At 54.5% G+C, this 15,799-nt stretch carries 14 protein-coding genes; 4 read left to right on the top strand and 10 right to left on the bottom strand.

Going from position 1 to position 15,799, the window contains the following annotated elements:
* The first annotated feature begins 10 nt into the window (after positions 1–10).
* Together NMUL_RS11550 and NMUL_RS11545 are read left to right on the top strand one after the other, a co-directional pair.
* Positions 11–628, top strand: a complete 618-nt coding sequence (locus NMUL_RS11550) for an RHS repeat-associated core domain-containing protein (RefSeq protein WP_041352582.1) — start codon at positions 11–13, stop codon at positions 626–628.
* Positions 629–633: 5 nt separating this feature from the next.
* The gene (locus NMUL_RS11545) at positions 634–999 is read left to right on the top strand and encodes a DUF1493 family protein (protein WP_167535587.1); all 366 of its coding nucleotides are present in this window, start codon (positions 634–636) and stop codon (positions 997–999) included.
* Between the two features lie 161 nt (positions 1,000–1,160).
* Here NMUL_RS11545 and NMUL_RS11540 read toward each other — a convergent pair whose 3' ends face one another.
* The 4 genes from NMUL_RS11540 to NMUL_RS11525 form a co-directional block, all read right to left on the bottom strand.
* Complete coding sequence (locus NMUL_RS11540; RefSeq protein ID WP_049783119.1) at positions 1,161–1,673, bottom strand: type II toxin-antitoxin system MqsA family antitoxin; 513 nt, start codon at positions 1,671–1,673, stop codon at positions 1,161–1,163.
* Positions 1,670–2,143, bottom strand: coding sequence for a type II toxin-antitoxin system MqsA family antitoxin (locus tag NMUL_RS11535; RefSeq protein ID WP_011381508.1), 474 nt, complete (start codon positions 2,141–2,143; stop codon positions 1,670–1,672). The genes NMUL_RS11540 and NMUL_RS11535 overlap by 4 nt, the downstream gene beginning before the upstream one ends.
* 1 nt (position 2,144) lies before the next feature.
* Positions 2,145–2,447, bottom strand: coding sequence for a type II toxin-antitoxin system MqsR family toxin (locus tag NMUL_RS11530; RefSeq protein ID WP_011381507.1), 303 nt, complete (start codon positions 2,445–2,447; stop codon positions 2,145–2,147).
* Positions 2,448–3,253: 806 nt separating this feature from the next.
* On the bottom strand, positions 3,254–4,297 hold the full coding sequence (locus NMUL_RS11525; RefSeq protein ID WP_011380592.1) for an IS481 family transposase: 1,044 nt from the start codon (positions 4,295–4,297) through the stop codon (positions 3,254–3,256).
* 149 nt (positions 4,298–4,446) lie between these two features.
* On the opposite strand from NMUL_RS11525, the gene NMUL_RS15020 reads away from it, so the two are divergent.
* Together NMUL_RS15020 and NMUL_RS11515 are read left to right on the top strand one after the other, a co-directional pair.
* Complete coding sequence (locus NMUL_RS15020) at positions 4,447–7,233, top strand: PAS domain S-box protein (RefSeq protein WP_049783118.1); 2,787 nt, start codon at positions 4,447–4,449, stop codon at positions 7,231–7,233.
* 241 nt (positions 7,234–7,474) lie between these two features.
* A complete protein-coding gene (locus NMUL_RS11515) occupies positions 7,475–8,062 on the top strand; it encodes a BON domain-containing protein (protein ID WP_011381505.1) in 588 nt (195 codons plus the stop codon).
* A 119-nt stretch (positions 8,063–8,181) separates the two neighbouring features.
* On the opposite strand, the gene NMUL_RS11510 is transcribed toward NMUL_RS11515, so the two are convergent.
* From NMUL_RS11510 to NMUL_RS11480, 6 genes are read right to left on the bottom strand one after another with little or no spacing between them, the layout of a single operon-like run.
* Complete coding sequence (locus tag NMUL_RS11510; RefSeq protein WP_011381504.1) at positions 8,182–9,327, bottom strand: NYN domain-containing protein; 1,146 nt, start codon at positions 9,325–9,327, stop codon at positions 8,182–8,184.
* A gap of 28 nt (positions 9,328–9,355) precedes the next feature.
* Entirely contained in the window at positions 9,356–10,480 is a 1,125-nt protein-coding gene (locus tag NMUL_RS11505; protein ID WP_011381503.1) for a DegT/DnrJ/EryC1/StrS family aminotransferase, read from the bottom strand.
* The gene (locus tag NMUL_RS15015; RefSeq protein ID WP_049783117.1) at positions 10,477–11,511 is read right to left on the bottom strand and encodes a Gfo/Idh/MocA family protein; all 1,035 of its coding nucleotides are present in this window, start codon (positions 11,509–11,511) and stop codon (positions 10,477–10,479) included. Before NMUL_RS15015 ends, NMUL_RS11505 begins: the two co-directional genes overlap by 4 nt.
* Complete coding sequence (locus tag NMUL_RS15010; RefSeq protein WP_011381501.1) at positions 11,481–13,370, bottom strand: glycosyltransferase; 1,890 nt, start codon at positions 13,368–13,370, stop codon at positions 11,481–11,483. Before NMUL_RS15010 ends, NMUL_RS15015 begins: the two co-directional genes overlap by 31 nt.
* Positions 13,367–14,311, bottom strand: coding sequence for a hypothetical protein (locus tag NMUL_RS11485; RefSeq protein WP_011381500.1), 945 nt, complete (start codon positions 14,309–14,311; stop codon positions 13,367–13,369). The genes NMUL_RS15010 and NMUL_RS11485 overlap by 4 nt, the downstream gene beginning before the upstream one ends.
* On the bottom strand, positions 14,308–15,756 hold the full coding sequence (locus tag NMUL_RS11480) for an ABC transporter ATP-binding protein (protein WP_049783116.1): 1,449 nt from the start codon (positions 15,754–15,756) through the stop codon (positions 14,308–14,310). Before NMUL_RS11480 ends, NMUL_RS11485 begins: the two co-directional genes overlap by 4 nt.
* Positions 15,757–15,799 lie beyond the last annotated feature (43 nt).

Raw genomic sequence — 15,799 nt, 5'->3', positions numbered from 1 at the left:
CAGTGTGGGTGTGGGATATGGACCCTTCGGCGCCAATCCACCGAACCAGAACCCCTCAGGACTGGGAACGTTCAGCTACAATCTGAGATACCCGGGTCAGTATCATGATGCCGAAACAGGCCTGCACTACAACTACTTCCGGGATTACGATCCTAAGACAGGGCGCTATATCCAGAGTGATCCGATTGGGTTGGCAGGAGGAATTAATACCTACGTATATGTTGAAGGAAATCCCCTTTCCAAGATCGATCCTACAGGGGAAATTGCATTTGTTCCGATCCTGATCGGCATCGGGGTTGGCTACGCGTTCGACTATGCACTTGAGCGCTACAAGAAGGAGCATTGCACGTGCCAAACCACGCCGGTCGGTGCCGCCGGCAATGCAGCAGCCGGCGGTGCAGTTGGTGGGGCTGGTAGGTTTGCGAGCAAACCGCGAGGAGGTATTGCTGGTGGAGGCCTTGCGGGTACGGGGACCTCAAGTTTTAGCCAGATGAATCATATGGCGGCAAAGAGCGGCATGTACTCGGTTGCGACGCGGAACGGGATCACCGAGGTTCTGCGGAAGGTCCCGTATGCCGGTGCTGCCTTGGCGGCCTATGAAGTCTATGACGCTCTCTCTTGCGATTGATGTCTATGGCAAATGAACTCTCGATCGAATTGCGCGAATACCTTAAGCGCTGCGGCCTGTCTGAACGCATGATCGCCCGGTGTAATGGCAACACGCGGATGTATCACGATCTTGGCCTTTACGGCGATATCGCTGAGGCCTACATGGAAGAGTTGGCAGATCACTATCACGTAGACCTGAGTGGCTTCGAGTTTGATAAGTTCTTCCCACCCGAGTTTGCGGGGAAGAATGCGCTTCTTGGTGCACTGTTCTCAATCCTGCCTTTTGCTGGTTATTTGGCCAGGCAACACAATGAGTACTTGCCGCTTACATTGAAGATGATGGAAAACGTGATGCGTACCAAGCAGTGGCGAGCGGGGGCGCACGAATAACAACCATGTTTACTGGAGGCATCCGCTGTAAAGTCTTCAGCGGGCATGCGGTCGGTAGTGGCAAACTTATACGAAAGGGGCAGTAAGGCAAGAGTGGCCGCGTCTTCATCAGAGATGTCGGTTCAAAAAACTACATCCAAAGGCTGGCACTATCGACGACTTCATGGATTAACGGTCAATCTCAGTTGATTCTGGTCTGCGCCGATGGACCCGAACGACTCCTCACGAAACTCCTGTGCACCCCCGATCCGATATCTGTTCTGTCTGATTTCCTCAAGCAGCTCCGGGTGCCGGTCGAGCAGCGTCAAAAGCTGCATGACCGCGACTGGCGTCCTTACTTTTCCGCTTTCGTAACGAGAAAAGGCGTTAATGCCGCCGAAAATCCCATCCGCTTCGTTCTGTTCAAGCCCCAGTTTTTGTCTGGTCTTGGCCACGAATAGACCCTGCTCTTGCAGCACGCTGTCCACATGCTTCCTGAATTCAACCATTCCTGCCACCAGTTCGTCACCGGCATGTTCAGGTCCGTAATAGCCCATGCCGCAATGTGTGCAATACTCGCCGTCGATATCTTTAATGAAGGTCTTTTGACACTTGTAGGTAAAAGACACATCACGCGTATCGCGTACAAGTTCGCCCTTCCAACATATGACGCACTCCATGTTTTTCTCGCTCAATCCGTCAGTTCCTTCTGCGCGGATACTTCCTCACGAAGCTCCTGTGTACCCCTGGTCCGATATCTATTCTGCCTGATTTCCTCAAGTAGCTCAGGGTGCCGGTCGAGTAGCGTGAACAGCTGCATGACAGAGACCGGTGTTCTGACTTTTCCAGTCTCATAACGCGAAAAGGCATTCACTCCGCCGCCAAAAATCTCCCCTGCTTCACGCTGGTCGAGCCCCAGTTTCTTCCGCACCTGCTCCACGAATGTGGCCTGCTCGGCCAGCACAGTATCGACTTTTTCTCTGAACTCGCGGTATCCGGCCATGAGAATATCGCCATCGTGCTCCGGGCCATAGTAACCCTCGCCGCAGCGGTTGCAGTACTCCCCCCGAATATTTTTAATAAAGGTTTTTTGGCCCTTATAGGTAAAGGGCACATCGCGGGTACCCGCTACCACCTCGCCCTTCCCGCACAGTGAACATCTCATCTCATTTCTCCTTAAAGGAAAGTATCAATACGTCGTTCGTGACAATGAATTTCAGGTAAACCACTTTTTTCGTTGGCCCGTCGCCGTGATACACGTCTTGCCATTCCTTGTGGTTCATGTTGCTTGTCATGCTTTTATAGAAATCGGTGCGTTTCAGCGTTAGCACGAATTCCGCGATCTCTTGGGTGTTTTTAAAACCTAGCTTGTCGCCGCCTTCGCTTGCGACTCTTGTTATCCGATACTGACCAGCGCGTATTAAGCTTTTGACCTTGTCCAGTTCGTAATGTGGTTTGCTCTTGTCCATGAACAGTATGTCAACCTAATAGGTTAATATTGTCAACTCTTTTATAGACCTGAACCAGAATGAGTGTGAGTAAGAGCGGCGTACGAAACCGATCCGTTGATTGGTCATGACTCCTCCGTATTTGTCAGGATAGAGTCTATAGCTTTGGCTGATCTTGTCAGTTTAAGAGCAGAGGAAACCTAAAATGACAGAAAAGAGGTGAAAAAGAGAGGAAAAGTGTCGGGTAGAAAGTGTACGTATAGGGTGTACCACAAATTGACACAATCGATACTTAAGGGGTTACAGAAATGGGGAGATTAGAAGTGGCTGATAAAATACGTTATCGAGGTCATAACGGCCTTTTAACGACTCGCAAGTAGCTTCTCCTGATGGTTCTGGACGGTAAGATAAATATAAAATTGCATGCATAGCCGCAGTACTGCTATATCTAAAGACGCAGTTAAAACGCTCATAACGGCAGTTGTCTTAATGCCGCAGGGCTGATCAGAAGCATCCAGAAGGGCCCTTTCTATGTCCCTGCTGAGGAGATGCTTAAAGAAACTCAGGCGCGAACCACTGATGAGTAATCCCTCTATATGCCGGCAGGTGTACCAGGAGGCACAACTCGATGGATGTAGCTGAGAACGATAATGATGCATTACGCCGCTTGCGGCGAACAATGCGGGATTTAGTAGCTCTCTCGACCCTGTCGGAGGCGTGGGCTGGTTTAGAACCGGAGGATATTGCCAAGAGACTCGCTAAAGTGTAGTAGTCGCGATCCCATCAGACAGTTTCCCGATTTGACTGGTGCAGTTGTCAGATCAGATTCAACTGTTCAGTAATGTGATTTTATCGTTCCACACCTCCTTTCCGTCAATTAATGTTTGCATGGGTGTTCGCCCGCAGCACATCTTGCCCTGATGAGTGCGGTCGTGATTGTAGTAGTGCAGCCAGTCATCCAGGTCAATTTGCAACTCCTCGATTGATCGGTATATCTTGCGCCGGAACGCGACCTGGTAGAACTCTTGCAGGATCGTCTTGTGAAAGCGCTCACAGATGCCGTTGGTCTGCGGATGATTGGCTTTGGTGCGAGTATGTTCAATATCATTGAGCGCCAGATAGAGCTGATAATCGTGAGTCTCTGGCTTGCCGCAATATTCAGTGCCTCGGTCGGTCAGAATTCGGATCAGGCCCATGTCCTGTTCTGCAAAGAAGGGTAGTACCCGATCGTTGAGCAAATCCGCGCCTGTAATCGGCGTTTTGGTCGTATAGAGCTTGGCTGTGGCCCACTTGGAGTAGGTGTCGACGAAGGTCTGCTGATAAATACGACCCACGCCCTTGATCGTGCCCACATAGAAGGTATCCTGACTGCCAAGGTAGCCTGAATGGGCGGTTTCCACCTCCCCATGGGCGACATCGTCGTCCTGCTTCTTCTCCAGGGCACTAACCTGCGCTTCGGTCAGCACTTCTCCAGTCTGCGCGATATGACATTCCAGTGCCGCCAACCGCTTCTTGAATGATTCCAGGTCCCTGCGCAGCCAGACAGAGCGAACGCCTGAAGGAGAAATGAAGATGCCGCGTTTGCGTAACTCGTTGGAAACGCGCACTTGCCCGAATGCAGGCTGCTCAAGGGCAAATGCAGCTACCGCCATCTCGACTGCTTCTTCAACTCTATTCTTGGGATTGGGCTTCCTTCGATTGGCATCAATCAGGGCATCGATACCACCATTTTCCATCGCTGACTGATACCGATAGAAGGTATCCCGGGAAAAGCCCATCACCTTGCAGGCACGCGATACATTGCCAAGCTCGGCTGCCAGATTAAGCAGCCCTACCTTGTGCTTAATAACATTTTGTTGAACACTACTCATGGGGTTACTCCTTTGCGCTTTCAGCGCTCAATTTGATAAAGATTCGCACCTCTATCAAACCGGGTAACCCCGCTTTTCGCAAGGCCCTACTGTCAGATTAAATCTGAACTACTACAGCTAAAGTTCTCTCGAGTACTCTTGATCTTGACTTGGTCTACATCCGCCTTGCCCAGCCCAACAGCTCTGGCTTCACGGAGGCTATATGCAGCAAGCATCGTCCTGATGCGGGCCGCTGCATTTACGAAGTGCGGGACTGGCTCACTTCCCTCTTGAGCAATGCTGCTTCAATCCCGGTTGCTATAGTGCCTGATCCGTTTGGCACGGGTACTCTGCGAATGACTCTCACTCGGTTCGGCTTGGAAGAGCGTGATGTGTTAGTCACTGGTTCGCAGCGCGCAGGCTTTCCAACTGAGGATGATCGGCTGCTGCTGGAGCTCGCTGCCAACCAAGTGACTGTCATTGCCCAGCAGCAGCGGTCCGAGCAGGCCCTCCAGCAAAGCGAAGAGTTGTTTCGTGGCTTTGCCAACGCCGCTCCGGCCATGCTCTGGGTGACCGAGCCGGACGGTTTCTGCTCTTTCCTCTCTCAAGGGTGGTACGAGTTCACTGGCCAAGACGAGGAAGAAGGGCTGGGCTTCGGGTGGCTCAATGCCGTGCATCCGGAAGATCGGGAGGAAGCAAGCAAAAATTTTCTTTTCGCAAACGAGCGGAAAGAAGAATTCTTCCTCGAGTATCGGCTGCGGCGGGCCGATGGTGTGTACCGGTGGATCATCGACGCAGGCCGCCCTCGCTTCTCCCTCGAAGGCCAATTTCTCGGATATGCCGGAAACCTGCTCGATATCACGGACCGCAAGCAGGTCGAGAAGGATCTTCAGGAAAGCCGAGAGTACTTGCGGGCTATCTTTGAATCCGTCGGTGATGGTCTTTACGTAATGGGGCCAGATTTCCGCTGCACCTACCTGAATCCAGCTGGGGCAGCGATGCTTGGCTACCAGGCTCGAGAGCTCCTTGGTCGGCACCTGCACGACATCATTCACCACACACACCCGGGCGGCGGTCATCGCGCTGTCAGTGAGTCCCCTGTCGCCTTAGCTGTGCGCGAGGGTGTGCCAGCGCGTGTGGACGACGATGTCTTTTGGCGAAAGGATGGCAGGCCAGTACCAGTTACCTACTCTGTTTCTCCGATAATGGTCGATGGGCGACCCGCCGGAGCAGTCGTCGCATACCGGGATGTCACGGAGCAGAAGCAATCCGAAGAAAAGATGGCCGCTCTCTTGGGAACAGAGAAGGGCCGTGCCGTACTTCTGGCACGGGTAGCCAATGCAAGCAAGTCGATGAACGTGGAGTGGTCGGTGGACAGCATTGCCCGGATTTTGACTGAAGAAGCCCGGTCTATGCTTGGGGCTCACCAAGCGGTCACTTCCGTGACTATTTCAGAAAACTGGGCACAGGCGATTAGAGCGGTATCACTGTCGGACAAGTATGCCCATTACCATGCCTATTCCGAGAAGCCGGACGGGTCTGGCATTTACATGGAAGTATGCCGTACCAATTGTCCGATGCGGATGACTCAACAAGAGATGGAAGCCCATCCAGCATGGAAAGGGTTTGGAAAACATGCCAAAGATCATCCGCCCATGAGAGGCTGGCTTGCCGTACCGCTGATCGGCCACGGGGGGAAAAACCTCGGCTTGGTCCAGCTCACGGACAAGACTCAAGGCGAATTCACCGAAGAGGACGAGGCGATTCTGGTGCAGCTTGCTGCGATTGCTTCTGCTGGGATCGAAAACGCCTATCTTTATGAGCAAGTGCGGGAGCAGGATCGACGCAAGGATGAATTCCTCGCCACGCTGGCTCATGAACTTAGAAATCCTCTTGCCCCCGTTCGTAACGGACTTGCCGTGCTCAAGCTGGCCCCTTCAATGGAGGCCACGGTGAGGACGCGAGAGATCATGGAGCGACAGGTGGAACATATGGTCCATCTAATCGACGATCTGCTTGACGTTTCCCGCATTACCAGCGGAAAGGTCCAACTCAAGAAGGAGTGGGTAGATGTTCGCGCGGTACTGGATGCAGCTCTCGAACTGAGCCGGCCCCTTATTAAGGAAAACCAGCACAGGCTGTTCATTTCGAATCCTAAAGAGTCGCTCCTGCTTGACGCCGATCCCACGCGTATGACCCAGGTAGTGAGTAACCTCCTGAATAATGCCGCGAAGTACACTTCCAAAGGAGGACAAATCGAGTTGTCTGCCGAGAGAGATGGCAGCGAAGTAATCATCAGGGTGCGGGATAACGGAGTCGGCCTTACGTCAGAGGCTCTGCTAGAGGTATTTGAATTATTTAGTCAGGTCGGGAAAACCCTGGATCGCTCACAGGGAGGATTAGGCATCGGGTTAGCCCTCGTCAAGCGACTTGTAGAAATGCACAACGGATCCATTACAGCGGAAAGCCAAGGCCTCGGGCAAGGCAGCACGTTCGTTGTCCGTCTTCCCCTCCCCCCAACGCAAATAATCAAGAGGCAAGTTGCTGGGGCAGGGGACTCCTGTACCCTATCTGTTCCCCGCCATATCCTTGTGGTGGACGACAATGTGGATGGGGCTGAAACACTCGCCATGCTCCTCATGATGTCCGGACATACGGTAGAGACGGTTCACACTGGCCCGGATGCTCTTAAGGCCGCTCAGACCTTTCAACCTGACGTAATGTTCCTCGACATTGGCCTTCCTGGTCTGAGCGGGTATGAAGTTGCACAACAACTCCGTTCTGATTCGAACATAAAGGGCTTGATCCTGGTAGCTTTGACCGGATGGGGATCCGAAGAGGACCGTCGAAGAGCGCGAACTGCTGGATTCGATTATCACCTTACCAAGCCAGTCGAGATAGAAAAGCTGCAGGGGTTACTTAGCGAAATAGATCAGGAATTAACCACCAAGAGTTGAGGAATCCGTTCTAGTGCAGGTAATTGTTTGGGACCTACTGATCATCTCAAATCAGGAAGGATGAAGCCCTTCTATCCTTGCTTAAACCCTCCTACGTCCGAACTTTTTTCACGCTGGAGAATTTATCGATAACTCGCACCGGTTGACGATCGCTTTTGATGCAGAAAAGGGTGAGGATGCACCCCAGGAGAGGATAAAAGGAGATAAAGTAGAGGTTGAGATATTTTTTCCGAGAGAATATATGCAGAACCTGAATTTGAAGTTATTGGCGGTTGTTTTTTTCCTGCTTCCGCTTTCATTTCTCTCCGGTTGCGCCGCGGTGGCGGTAACGGGGGCGGCTGCGGGCAGTGGATATGCGGTAGCTGAGGACAGACGTACAAGCGGCACCATGATGCAGGATGAGAGCATCGAGTTCAAGAGCAACGGGAGAATCAAGGAAAAATTTGGCCGCAAGGTTCACGTAGAGGTCACGAGCTTCAATGGTAAGGTACTGCTGACTGGCCAGGCGGCATCTGCGAAGGTTAAAGATGAGATTGGAGACATAGTGAAGGCCGTGGAAGGCGTGCGTGACGTCACCAATGAAATTGCCGTAGGAGAGATCAAGCCGCTTACCGCGCGCAGTTATGATGCCTGGATTACATCCAAGGTCAAGGCGAGGTTCGTGAATGAGGGGCTATTCCAGGCCAACCACGTCAAAGTCGTGACGGAGGATGGGGTGGTTTATCTGATGGGAATGGTGGACCGGGAGGAAGCGCAAAGCGCGGTGAAGATTGCGAAATCCACGGATGGCGTCCGCAAGGTTGTCGAAGTGTTCGAGTATCAGGATTGACATTGAATTCCTTAATCTACCTGGAATACTGTCCGGCACGATCCGATCCCTTTGAGGGCGCGCATTGCATCATGGCGATGAGCGATTGATTCGTAGCTTCATACGGGGAAGCGAAAAGACTAACCAGGCTTCTTGTCGATCTTGTCTGTCCCGGCTTCCGGTTTGCGCGGAGGGCGTGTGGCTGGCTTTTTCCTTCCCTTGGTTCCTGGTTTTTCCGGCACTGTTTGATCTGCCGGATTGCCGGCAGTCTGTGCAGTTTCTGCCCCGGGCACAGGAGTTGCTGGCAGCAAATCTGCTTTCTTTTCCCCGGCCTTACGACTCTTTCTCCGCTGATGTGTTTCATCCAGGGAGATGAGCCCGTCGAGCGGCGCTGAGGGGGCCGCAATCTCCAGCGAAGCAGGAGCAGGCGCCGACGCTTCCACCGCTGTACCGCTATCGGCCGCGCTGCTGCTGCGATAAACATACGTGCCCGATTTCTCGTCACGGCCCAGTTCAAGCAGGCCTCGGGCTTGCGCCTCCTCAAGCAAATTACCGAAGGCACGAAAGCCATAATAAGACTCGTTAAAACCAGGTTTGCGGCGCTTGATCGCTTGCTTGAGTGTCGATGCCCAGATTTTTCCGCTGTCGCCCCGCTCGGATACCAGGGCGTCGAAAGTCTCTACCGCCATGTTGATTGCCTGGCCCTTGCGTGCTTCGAGTTCCTCTCCTGGGCGTTTTTCCTCTGCAGGCGCCTGTTTTACCACAGGCGGTGCTTCTGCCGTATCGTGTTTCGCGGCAGTACGCTGGATTTCCCGCACGAGATCGTCATAAAAAATGAATTCATCGCAGTTGGCTATCAGCAGATCTGAAGTTGATTTCTTGACTCCAACACCGATTACTTGTTTAGCGTTCTCGCGCAACTTGGAGACGAGGGGCGAGAAATCGGAATCGCCACTGATAATGACGAACGTGTTCACATGCGATTTCGTGTAACAAAGATCGAGCGCATCCACGACCAGGCGGATGTCGGCTGAGTTTTTACCGGACTGACGAATGTGCGGAATCTCGATCAGCTCGAAATTTGCTTCGTGTAGCGCAGTTTTAAAGGTCTTGTAACGATCCCAGTCGCAATAAGCCTTTTTTATGACAATGCTGCCTTTGAGCAACAATCGCTCCAGCACCGGTTTGATATCGAACTTCTCGTATTTCGCATCACGCACGCCAAGAGCGACATTTTCGAAGTCACAAAATACCGCCATGCTGACATTTTCCTGAAGTGTGGCCATAAGGTTTGTTCCCTATCAATAATGGAGGTCAGGGTGATTTCCCCTTCCCGTGTTCGACGTGTTCAAAATCCTGTATCAGTTCCCCGATATGCCTTACCGCTTCGGGAGGCAGGGCGGGGTAGATAGGCAGGGCCAGCACTTGATCGGCAAGACGTTCGGCCAGCGGCAGCGAGACACCGGCGTGCGATTCCGAGAAGGCCGGCTGCAGATGGCAGGGAATGGGATAGAAAACGGCAGTTGAAATATTGTGTTCTGCCAGAAACAGTTGCAGCGCGTCGCGCTGCGGATGGGTAATTACGAACTGATGGTGGACGGGAACAATGCCTTCAGGGACTGTCGGCCAGTTGCATTCCGTATTTTGCAGAGCTTGCTGGTAGAGCGTGGCGAGCTGGCGGCGTTGCGCATTCCAGTCATCCAGATAGGCAAGCTTGACCTTCAATATTGCTGCCTGGAGTTCGTCGAGACGGCTGTTGAAGCCGATTTCCGTGTGCTGGTAGCGGTCCTGCCGTCCGTGATTTCGAAGGCGTCGCAATCGCGACGCAAGCTCGGGATCGCTACAGGCAATCGCTCCACCGTCGCCATAAGTGCCTAGGTTTTTTGTGGGGTAGAAGCTGAAGGCGCCGGTGATACCGAAGGATCCGATACCCTGGTCGTGATAGCGCGCGCCGATTGCTTGGGCCGCATCCTCGATCAACCACAAGTTGTGGCTTGCGCAGAATTCCTGTAACGGCTTTAAATCGACCGGCTGCCCGAAAAGATGGACGGCGATGACGGCTCTTGTCCGCGGCGTCAACGCCTGCCCCACGCTGCTCGCATCAATATTGTATTGGCCGGGTGCACAGTCGGCAAAACAGGGGCGCGCTCCCGCGAGGCTTACCGCCTCTGCCGTTGCAAAGAAGGTGAAGGCGGGCACGATTACGTCATCGCCCGCTCCTATTCCCAATGCCTTGAGGGAGAGCAGCAGCGCGTCGGTGCCAGAATTGACGCAGATGACTTCAGCAGCGCCGATGTATTCCGCAAGCTCGTGTTCCAGTACCGCGTTTTCTGCGCTGTCGATAAATGCGCCTTTCAAAAACACCCGCTGCACAGCAGCGTCGATTTCCGCACGCAGCTGCTGATACTCCTGCGCGAGATCGAGTTGCGGGACGATCACGGGCAGGGCCTGAGTATCTGCTGCCGGATGCAGTGCGCCAGCTCCAGGGCAGCATTGCCTTCCGCCGGCGTAACCCGGGGTAGTGAACGGTTGCGGCAGGCATCGAGGAAGGCCGCGAGTTGCAGGCTCAACGTATCTTCCTGTATCCGTTGCATGGGAAACGGAAGCGTGTGGCCGTCCGCAGGCAAAGGACCCGTCGAGCTGCCGGGTTCCTTGCGATAGGTCATCCGGCGCCTGAAATCGATGACCCAGGTTTCATCGTTTTCCAGTTCCGCAACCATGCAGCGCGCGTCCTGCTCCGTATCTCGCCCCCAGTGTGCATCCAGGTATACCCGGCACCCATTGGAGAAAGTCAGTTCAACTTCTGCTTCATCTATGGCTGTTAAACCGCAGCTTCTACCGGAGGCGCGCAGTTCCACCACGGAGGAATCCAGGCTATGCAGAATCAGGTCAAGATCATGGATCATCAGGTCGATGACCACGTCCAGTGCGCTGGATCGCGGAGGATGTCGTGTGGTCCGCACCGAGCGGACGGTCCGGGCGAACGGGAGGAGCGTTCCGCCAGCGGTATAGGCCGGATTGAAGCGTTCGATATGTCCGATCTGCAGGATGCATTGGTTTGCCTCCGCTACCATTCGCAGTTCCGTCGCCTGTGCCGCGGTTTCCGCAATCGGCTTTTCCAGCAGCACGTCCAGCCCTTGCTGGAGCAGCGATCTGGTCAGCCCGAAATGCATGGCAACCGGTGTGGCAACCGATACCGCGCGGATTGTGGACGGAAGTTCTGCAACACCTGGAAACCAGGGGACGCCTAGATGCTCAGCCAGGAATTGCGTAATCGGATCGGGGTCGATCAATGCCTGGAGGCGGCTTCCGGGCAGGCGGGAGTAGCATAATGCATGCAAGCTGCCGAAATATCCGACGCCGACGACAGCAGTATCAACAGGCAACGCTAATTCGAGGGCAGGGGATAGCGGCACGGGTGCATTCATCAGATTCATCATCAGGAGAGCGGTATCTCTGCCAGCAGCCATATGCCCAGTATCTTTCCGGTTTGCGGATTTTCGACGATACGCTCCAATGGAGGGGGAAGGTTGAAAGGCGCCAGCGTCAAGTTCACGGAACGCCACCCGCCCGTGGCGATGTCTGTGTTGGCGCTGGTCGTTTCATGGCTGGTTGCCAGCAGGTACTTTGCCCCGGAGCGGCGGATATTGGAAAGCGCCCGCAGAATATCCGTCAGCGACAAATGGATCAGGGCATCGCGGCAGAGCACTGCATCACCGCGCGGCAAGTCATCTTCTACCAGGTCGGCAACCTCGAATCTCCAGTTGGAATGGGGAAAGCGCTGCCGGTTTTCCTCTATCAGCGCAGGAACGATATCGACACCGATGTATGCATCGAGATCGATTACAGTATGCTGCCGCCAGTTGCAATCCCCGCAAGGTGCATCCACCAGTGTGCGAACCCCGAGGCGGGCCAGCAGAGGAGGAAGTTCGCACCGCAGTATCTCGGTTCGTTCCAGCGTGGAGCCCGGCCCTGACCGGGATTCAGGACTCTGCCAGGCATTGCGGACATAGATTTGCTCGAATACGCTGACGCGATCGGCCGAATGGTTGTTTTCTCCAGCCTTGCTCCCGTCTTGGTCATTTCGATTCTCCCGGAATCGATTTTCTCGACGTGCCCGAAGAACGGCAATGGGACGATTCCATAACCTATACTTGAGCCGATAGAGCAACATGACGAGTGGCCAGAGACGCGAATTGTGGATTTTCCCCAACTCGAACTCGGCCTGCTCAGCGCGTGTACGCTGCGCTGCGGCTTCAGCCACAGCAAGATGTTTCTCCTGCTCCACCTGATGGCGCTTTTTGGTGAAATCGGCAATCTCGCGGAGATATCTGCTTGCCGACTGAAGGCGGGAGTCGGAGGGGCTTTCCCGTTTCGGTTTCCTCTCCCTGGATTCGCGGACGTGCGCTTCCATTGCCTCCTGGTAAACTTGGAGAATCCGTTCGATCGCCGGATCGATACCTGCTTCTGATCGTACGCGCCGGGTAACCTCGCGTGCCCCGGGCGCATCGTACCGGTCGAGTTCCCGCGTGATGGTATCCAGGGTAATGGGATTACGCAGACTCCGTATACCGAAATTGAGCGCGCGAAAGGTTTCATAGTTGTCCGGCATGACCATGCCCCCGAGACCGGCGGCGTCGCAGGCTATTACAGCCGTTCCGCTGGCAAGGGCTTCAAGCGCGCAACGTGCTTTCGCAAAGACAATGTCATAGCAGCCGAGAATCCGTTCAGGCCGGGCTTCACTGTGCCCGACAGAAAGGCCGATGGCATCGAGTTCGATGCCGCGCGCGGCACAGGCTTGGCGCAGAATTCCCAGGCAGCCGTCCTCACCGATGTAATTACTGAAAACCAGGGCCTTGCGTGGTATGGCAGGTAAATCCGCGTGCAGGCCGAATCGCTGCAGGTCGACAAAATTGCGTATTACACGAATGCGCTCGGGGGGGATGCCATGGAGGCATTGCAGTCGCTCCTGGCAGAGATCGTCCACAGCAACATAATGCCGGATCGTGGGGAAGCGTGGCGCCATTTCTTCCCACGGCAGCCAGCCATGGCAGAAGTAGACCGCGGGCGTATCGGGAAAATATAACATGGCCGTCATTGCATCGAGATGATGCTGGCCATGAATAATGTCGGGTGGAACCGTCAGCAGATTGAGATCGTCAATGACGGGAATGGTCGCCGAGCGCAGCTCCTCGGCAACCGCTCCAAGTCGGGTACTATAGGCCACTGGATTATGGCCGCGCCGCAGCAGCGCCAAGGCCAGGTCGCGGACATATAGTTCGGAGCCGCCGCGGGTGTCGAGCGTGTTATTGGTTATGAGTACCCTCATGGCGCTTTCTCTGTCTTTTCCCACTTTAGCCGCACAGCCGATATCTTTGTATTCAGCCGATTCATGATGGGCAGAACATGCTCATGAAACCGGATGACGTCCCGGTAACGACCGTCCGCCACGCGCTGTTCTCCGCGGATTTCATAAAAAGGTTTCTGTTGCAGGAAATTTCGTTCCGGCTCTTTCCCCCGTGCGGCGGACGCATACAGGTATTCACGGCCAAAAGCCTCTTCGCCATACGAGCGGAACGCATCCTCCACCTCCTGCTGAAGGATTCCACCCGCTCGACTGCCATACTCGCGCAGGGTTTCCAGCTTGTGCGCCCGCTCACGCTCGTTCAGTTCGATAATGCACTGCTCGCTCTCCTGCTGGATGACAGGATTCGCGCCTTCTGCGCGACATGCAGTGGGCTGCGCAGCGGGTCGCGGATCCCCCATGAGGGGGATAGTGTAATGCCGGACAGGGCATTCTTTTCCATCCGCAGCCCTGGGGACGTGGGTGACATTGTTGGTAATAGCCACCGCAGTCCGGACAAGTACCTCACATAAATCATGTGTCGGGTTGTAGCCCTCGATGCCGTCGCTTACCACCGTGCGAATATCCCGTGCGGCGATAAGTGCAATCAACCGCTCGCAGAGATCATCGAATATATCGTATTCGCTACGCAGTATCTTCCGGTAGATTTGCCGGTCGGTGAGTTCACCGCATACCGGGCCGATTTCAGCCCCCAGCCCCTGCAGAATGTTCAAGGTAGCTGCCAGCCGGGGCTGATCATCGCTTCCCGAACCGTCGGTGAGAATGCATACCAGTGGTTTCGTCTGCGCGATCCAGCCGTAGAGGCGCAATTCATGCCCCGGATGGGCGATGACCAGCAAATTGCCCGTCCCGTAAAGATTGCCGGGAAGATTGTCGGAAAGATTGTTCCGCCGGGCCTCGCTCATTCCAGAACCCTTACATCGAGCGTATTCGGCAGATAAACCTGTGTCCAGAACTTTGCAGTCGGATTGGGCAGCACCTCGAATACATGGGCGATCTCCACGATATCGAAGAACAGTGCCTGTTGATGGGCGTTGACGGGGTGTGTGAGTGAAATTCTCAAGCTGTATCTGCCGTCGGTCAGCGGGAGCGATGTCCGGTAAAGCGCCTCGGCCTGCTGCGACGGCTCCAGGGTCAGCAGCGCCTGCCTTTGCATGAGGAAGTCCGCTCCTATCACCGGCGTCCGATTCTTATCGCAAATTTTGTAGTTGACTGAAAAAGTACAGGTGCGGGCGGCTTCAACGATGATCCGTATGAGGACTGATTGTCCGAATTCTGCCGAGCGTACCGGCAGTCCTTCATCATCTGTCATTTCCGCGTAAATTACACGCACATCGCCGGTTCCCGAGCGGCAGTGATTTGCATTTTCAGCAAAGCGTGCAAGATGTTTCTTCTCCACGCTCCGGAACGGGCTTGCTGCCGTCAAGAATCCAGAAGCGGCTCCAGATGCGGCCTCAGCGCTGGTGAGGGAAGCAGTACGGTGGGAGGGAGCGATCCCGGTCTCAGAAGCGTCGGATGGGCTCGTGGTTCTCGAATCGTTGTTTTCAGAAACGGTTACATTTATTTTCCGGTTGTTTGCTTCCTGTACTTCACGAATATAGCGTGCAACGACGTCAGGAGTAGGACCGATTTCCAGTGCCCGGCCATGCTTGAGATAAAGGGTCCGCTTACATAAGGCGCTCACCGCTCCCACATCATGGCTGACAAACAGAATGGTGGTGCCGCGTTCCTGCATCTGCTTCAATGTCACCATGCACTTCGCCTGAAATTCCATGTCCCCCACCGCCAGTGCTTCATCTATGATCAGTACCTCCGGCTCGACCGAGATGGCGACGGCGAATGCAAGGCGTACATACATGCCGCTTGAGTACGTCTTTACCGGTTGATCGAGGAAATCGCCAATGTCGGCATAAGCGGCGATGCACTCGTGGCGTTGTCCGATCTCGCCAGGATTCAATCCCGCAATCGATGCCGCCATACGGATATTCTCGCGGCCAGTAAATTCCCCGTTGAAGCCGGCTCCCAGCTCAAGTAAAGCCGAGACTTTGCCTTTGATATATATTTCACCCTGAGTGGGTGTCAGCGTTCCCGCGATCAGTTGCAGCAGCGTGCTTTTCCCGGATCCGTTCGGACCGATGATGCCGAAAGTTTCCCCGCGACGAATCTCGAAGGAAATGCTGTCCAGCGCCCGGAATTCCCGATACAGTTGCTTCCGGTTACCCCACAAGCCTTGCAGCAGCCGGTCCTGCGAACGGCCATAAATGCGATAGGTCTTTGACAGGGCCGATACGCGAAGCGCAATATCTGCGCTATTGATATCATCGGTTGCCGTTGGGGGAGAGGAGTCCATGGAGGAGCCGCATCTTGTTTCGGCTGTGAGTTCTCTCGGGGCT

The organism is Nitrosospira multiformis ATCC 25196 (genome assembly GCF_000196355.1).
In the GTDB taxonomy this organism is placed as follows: domain Bacteria; phylum Pseudomonadota; class Gammaproteobacteria; order Burkholderiales; family Nitrosomonadaceae; genus Nitrosospira; species Nitrosospira multiformis.
Note: the sequence above shows the minus strand (reverse complement) of the source record. Positions and strands in the feature narration are given on the sequence as shown.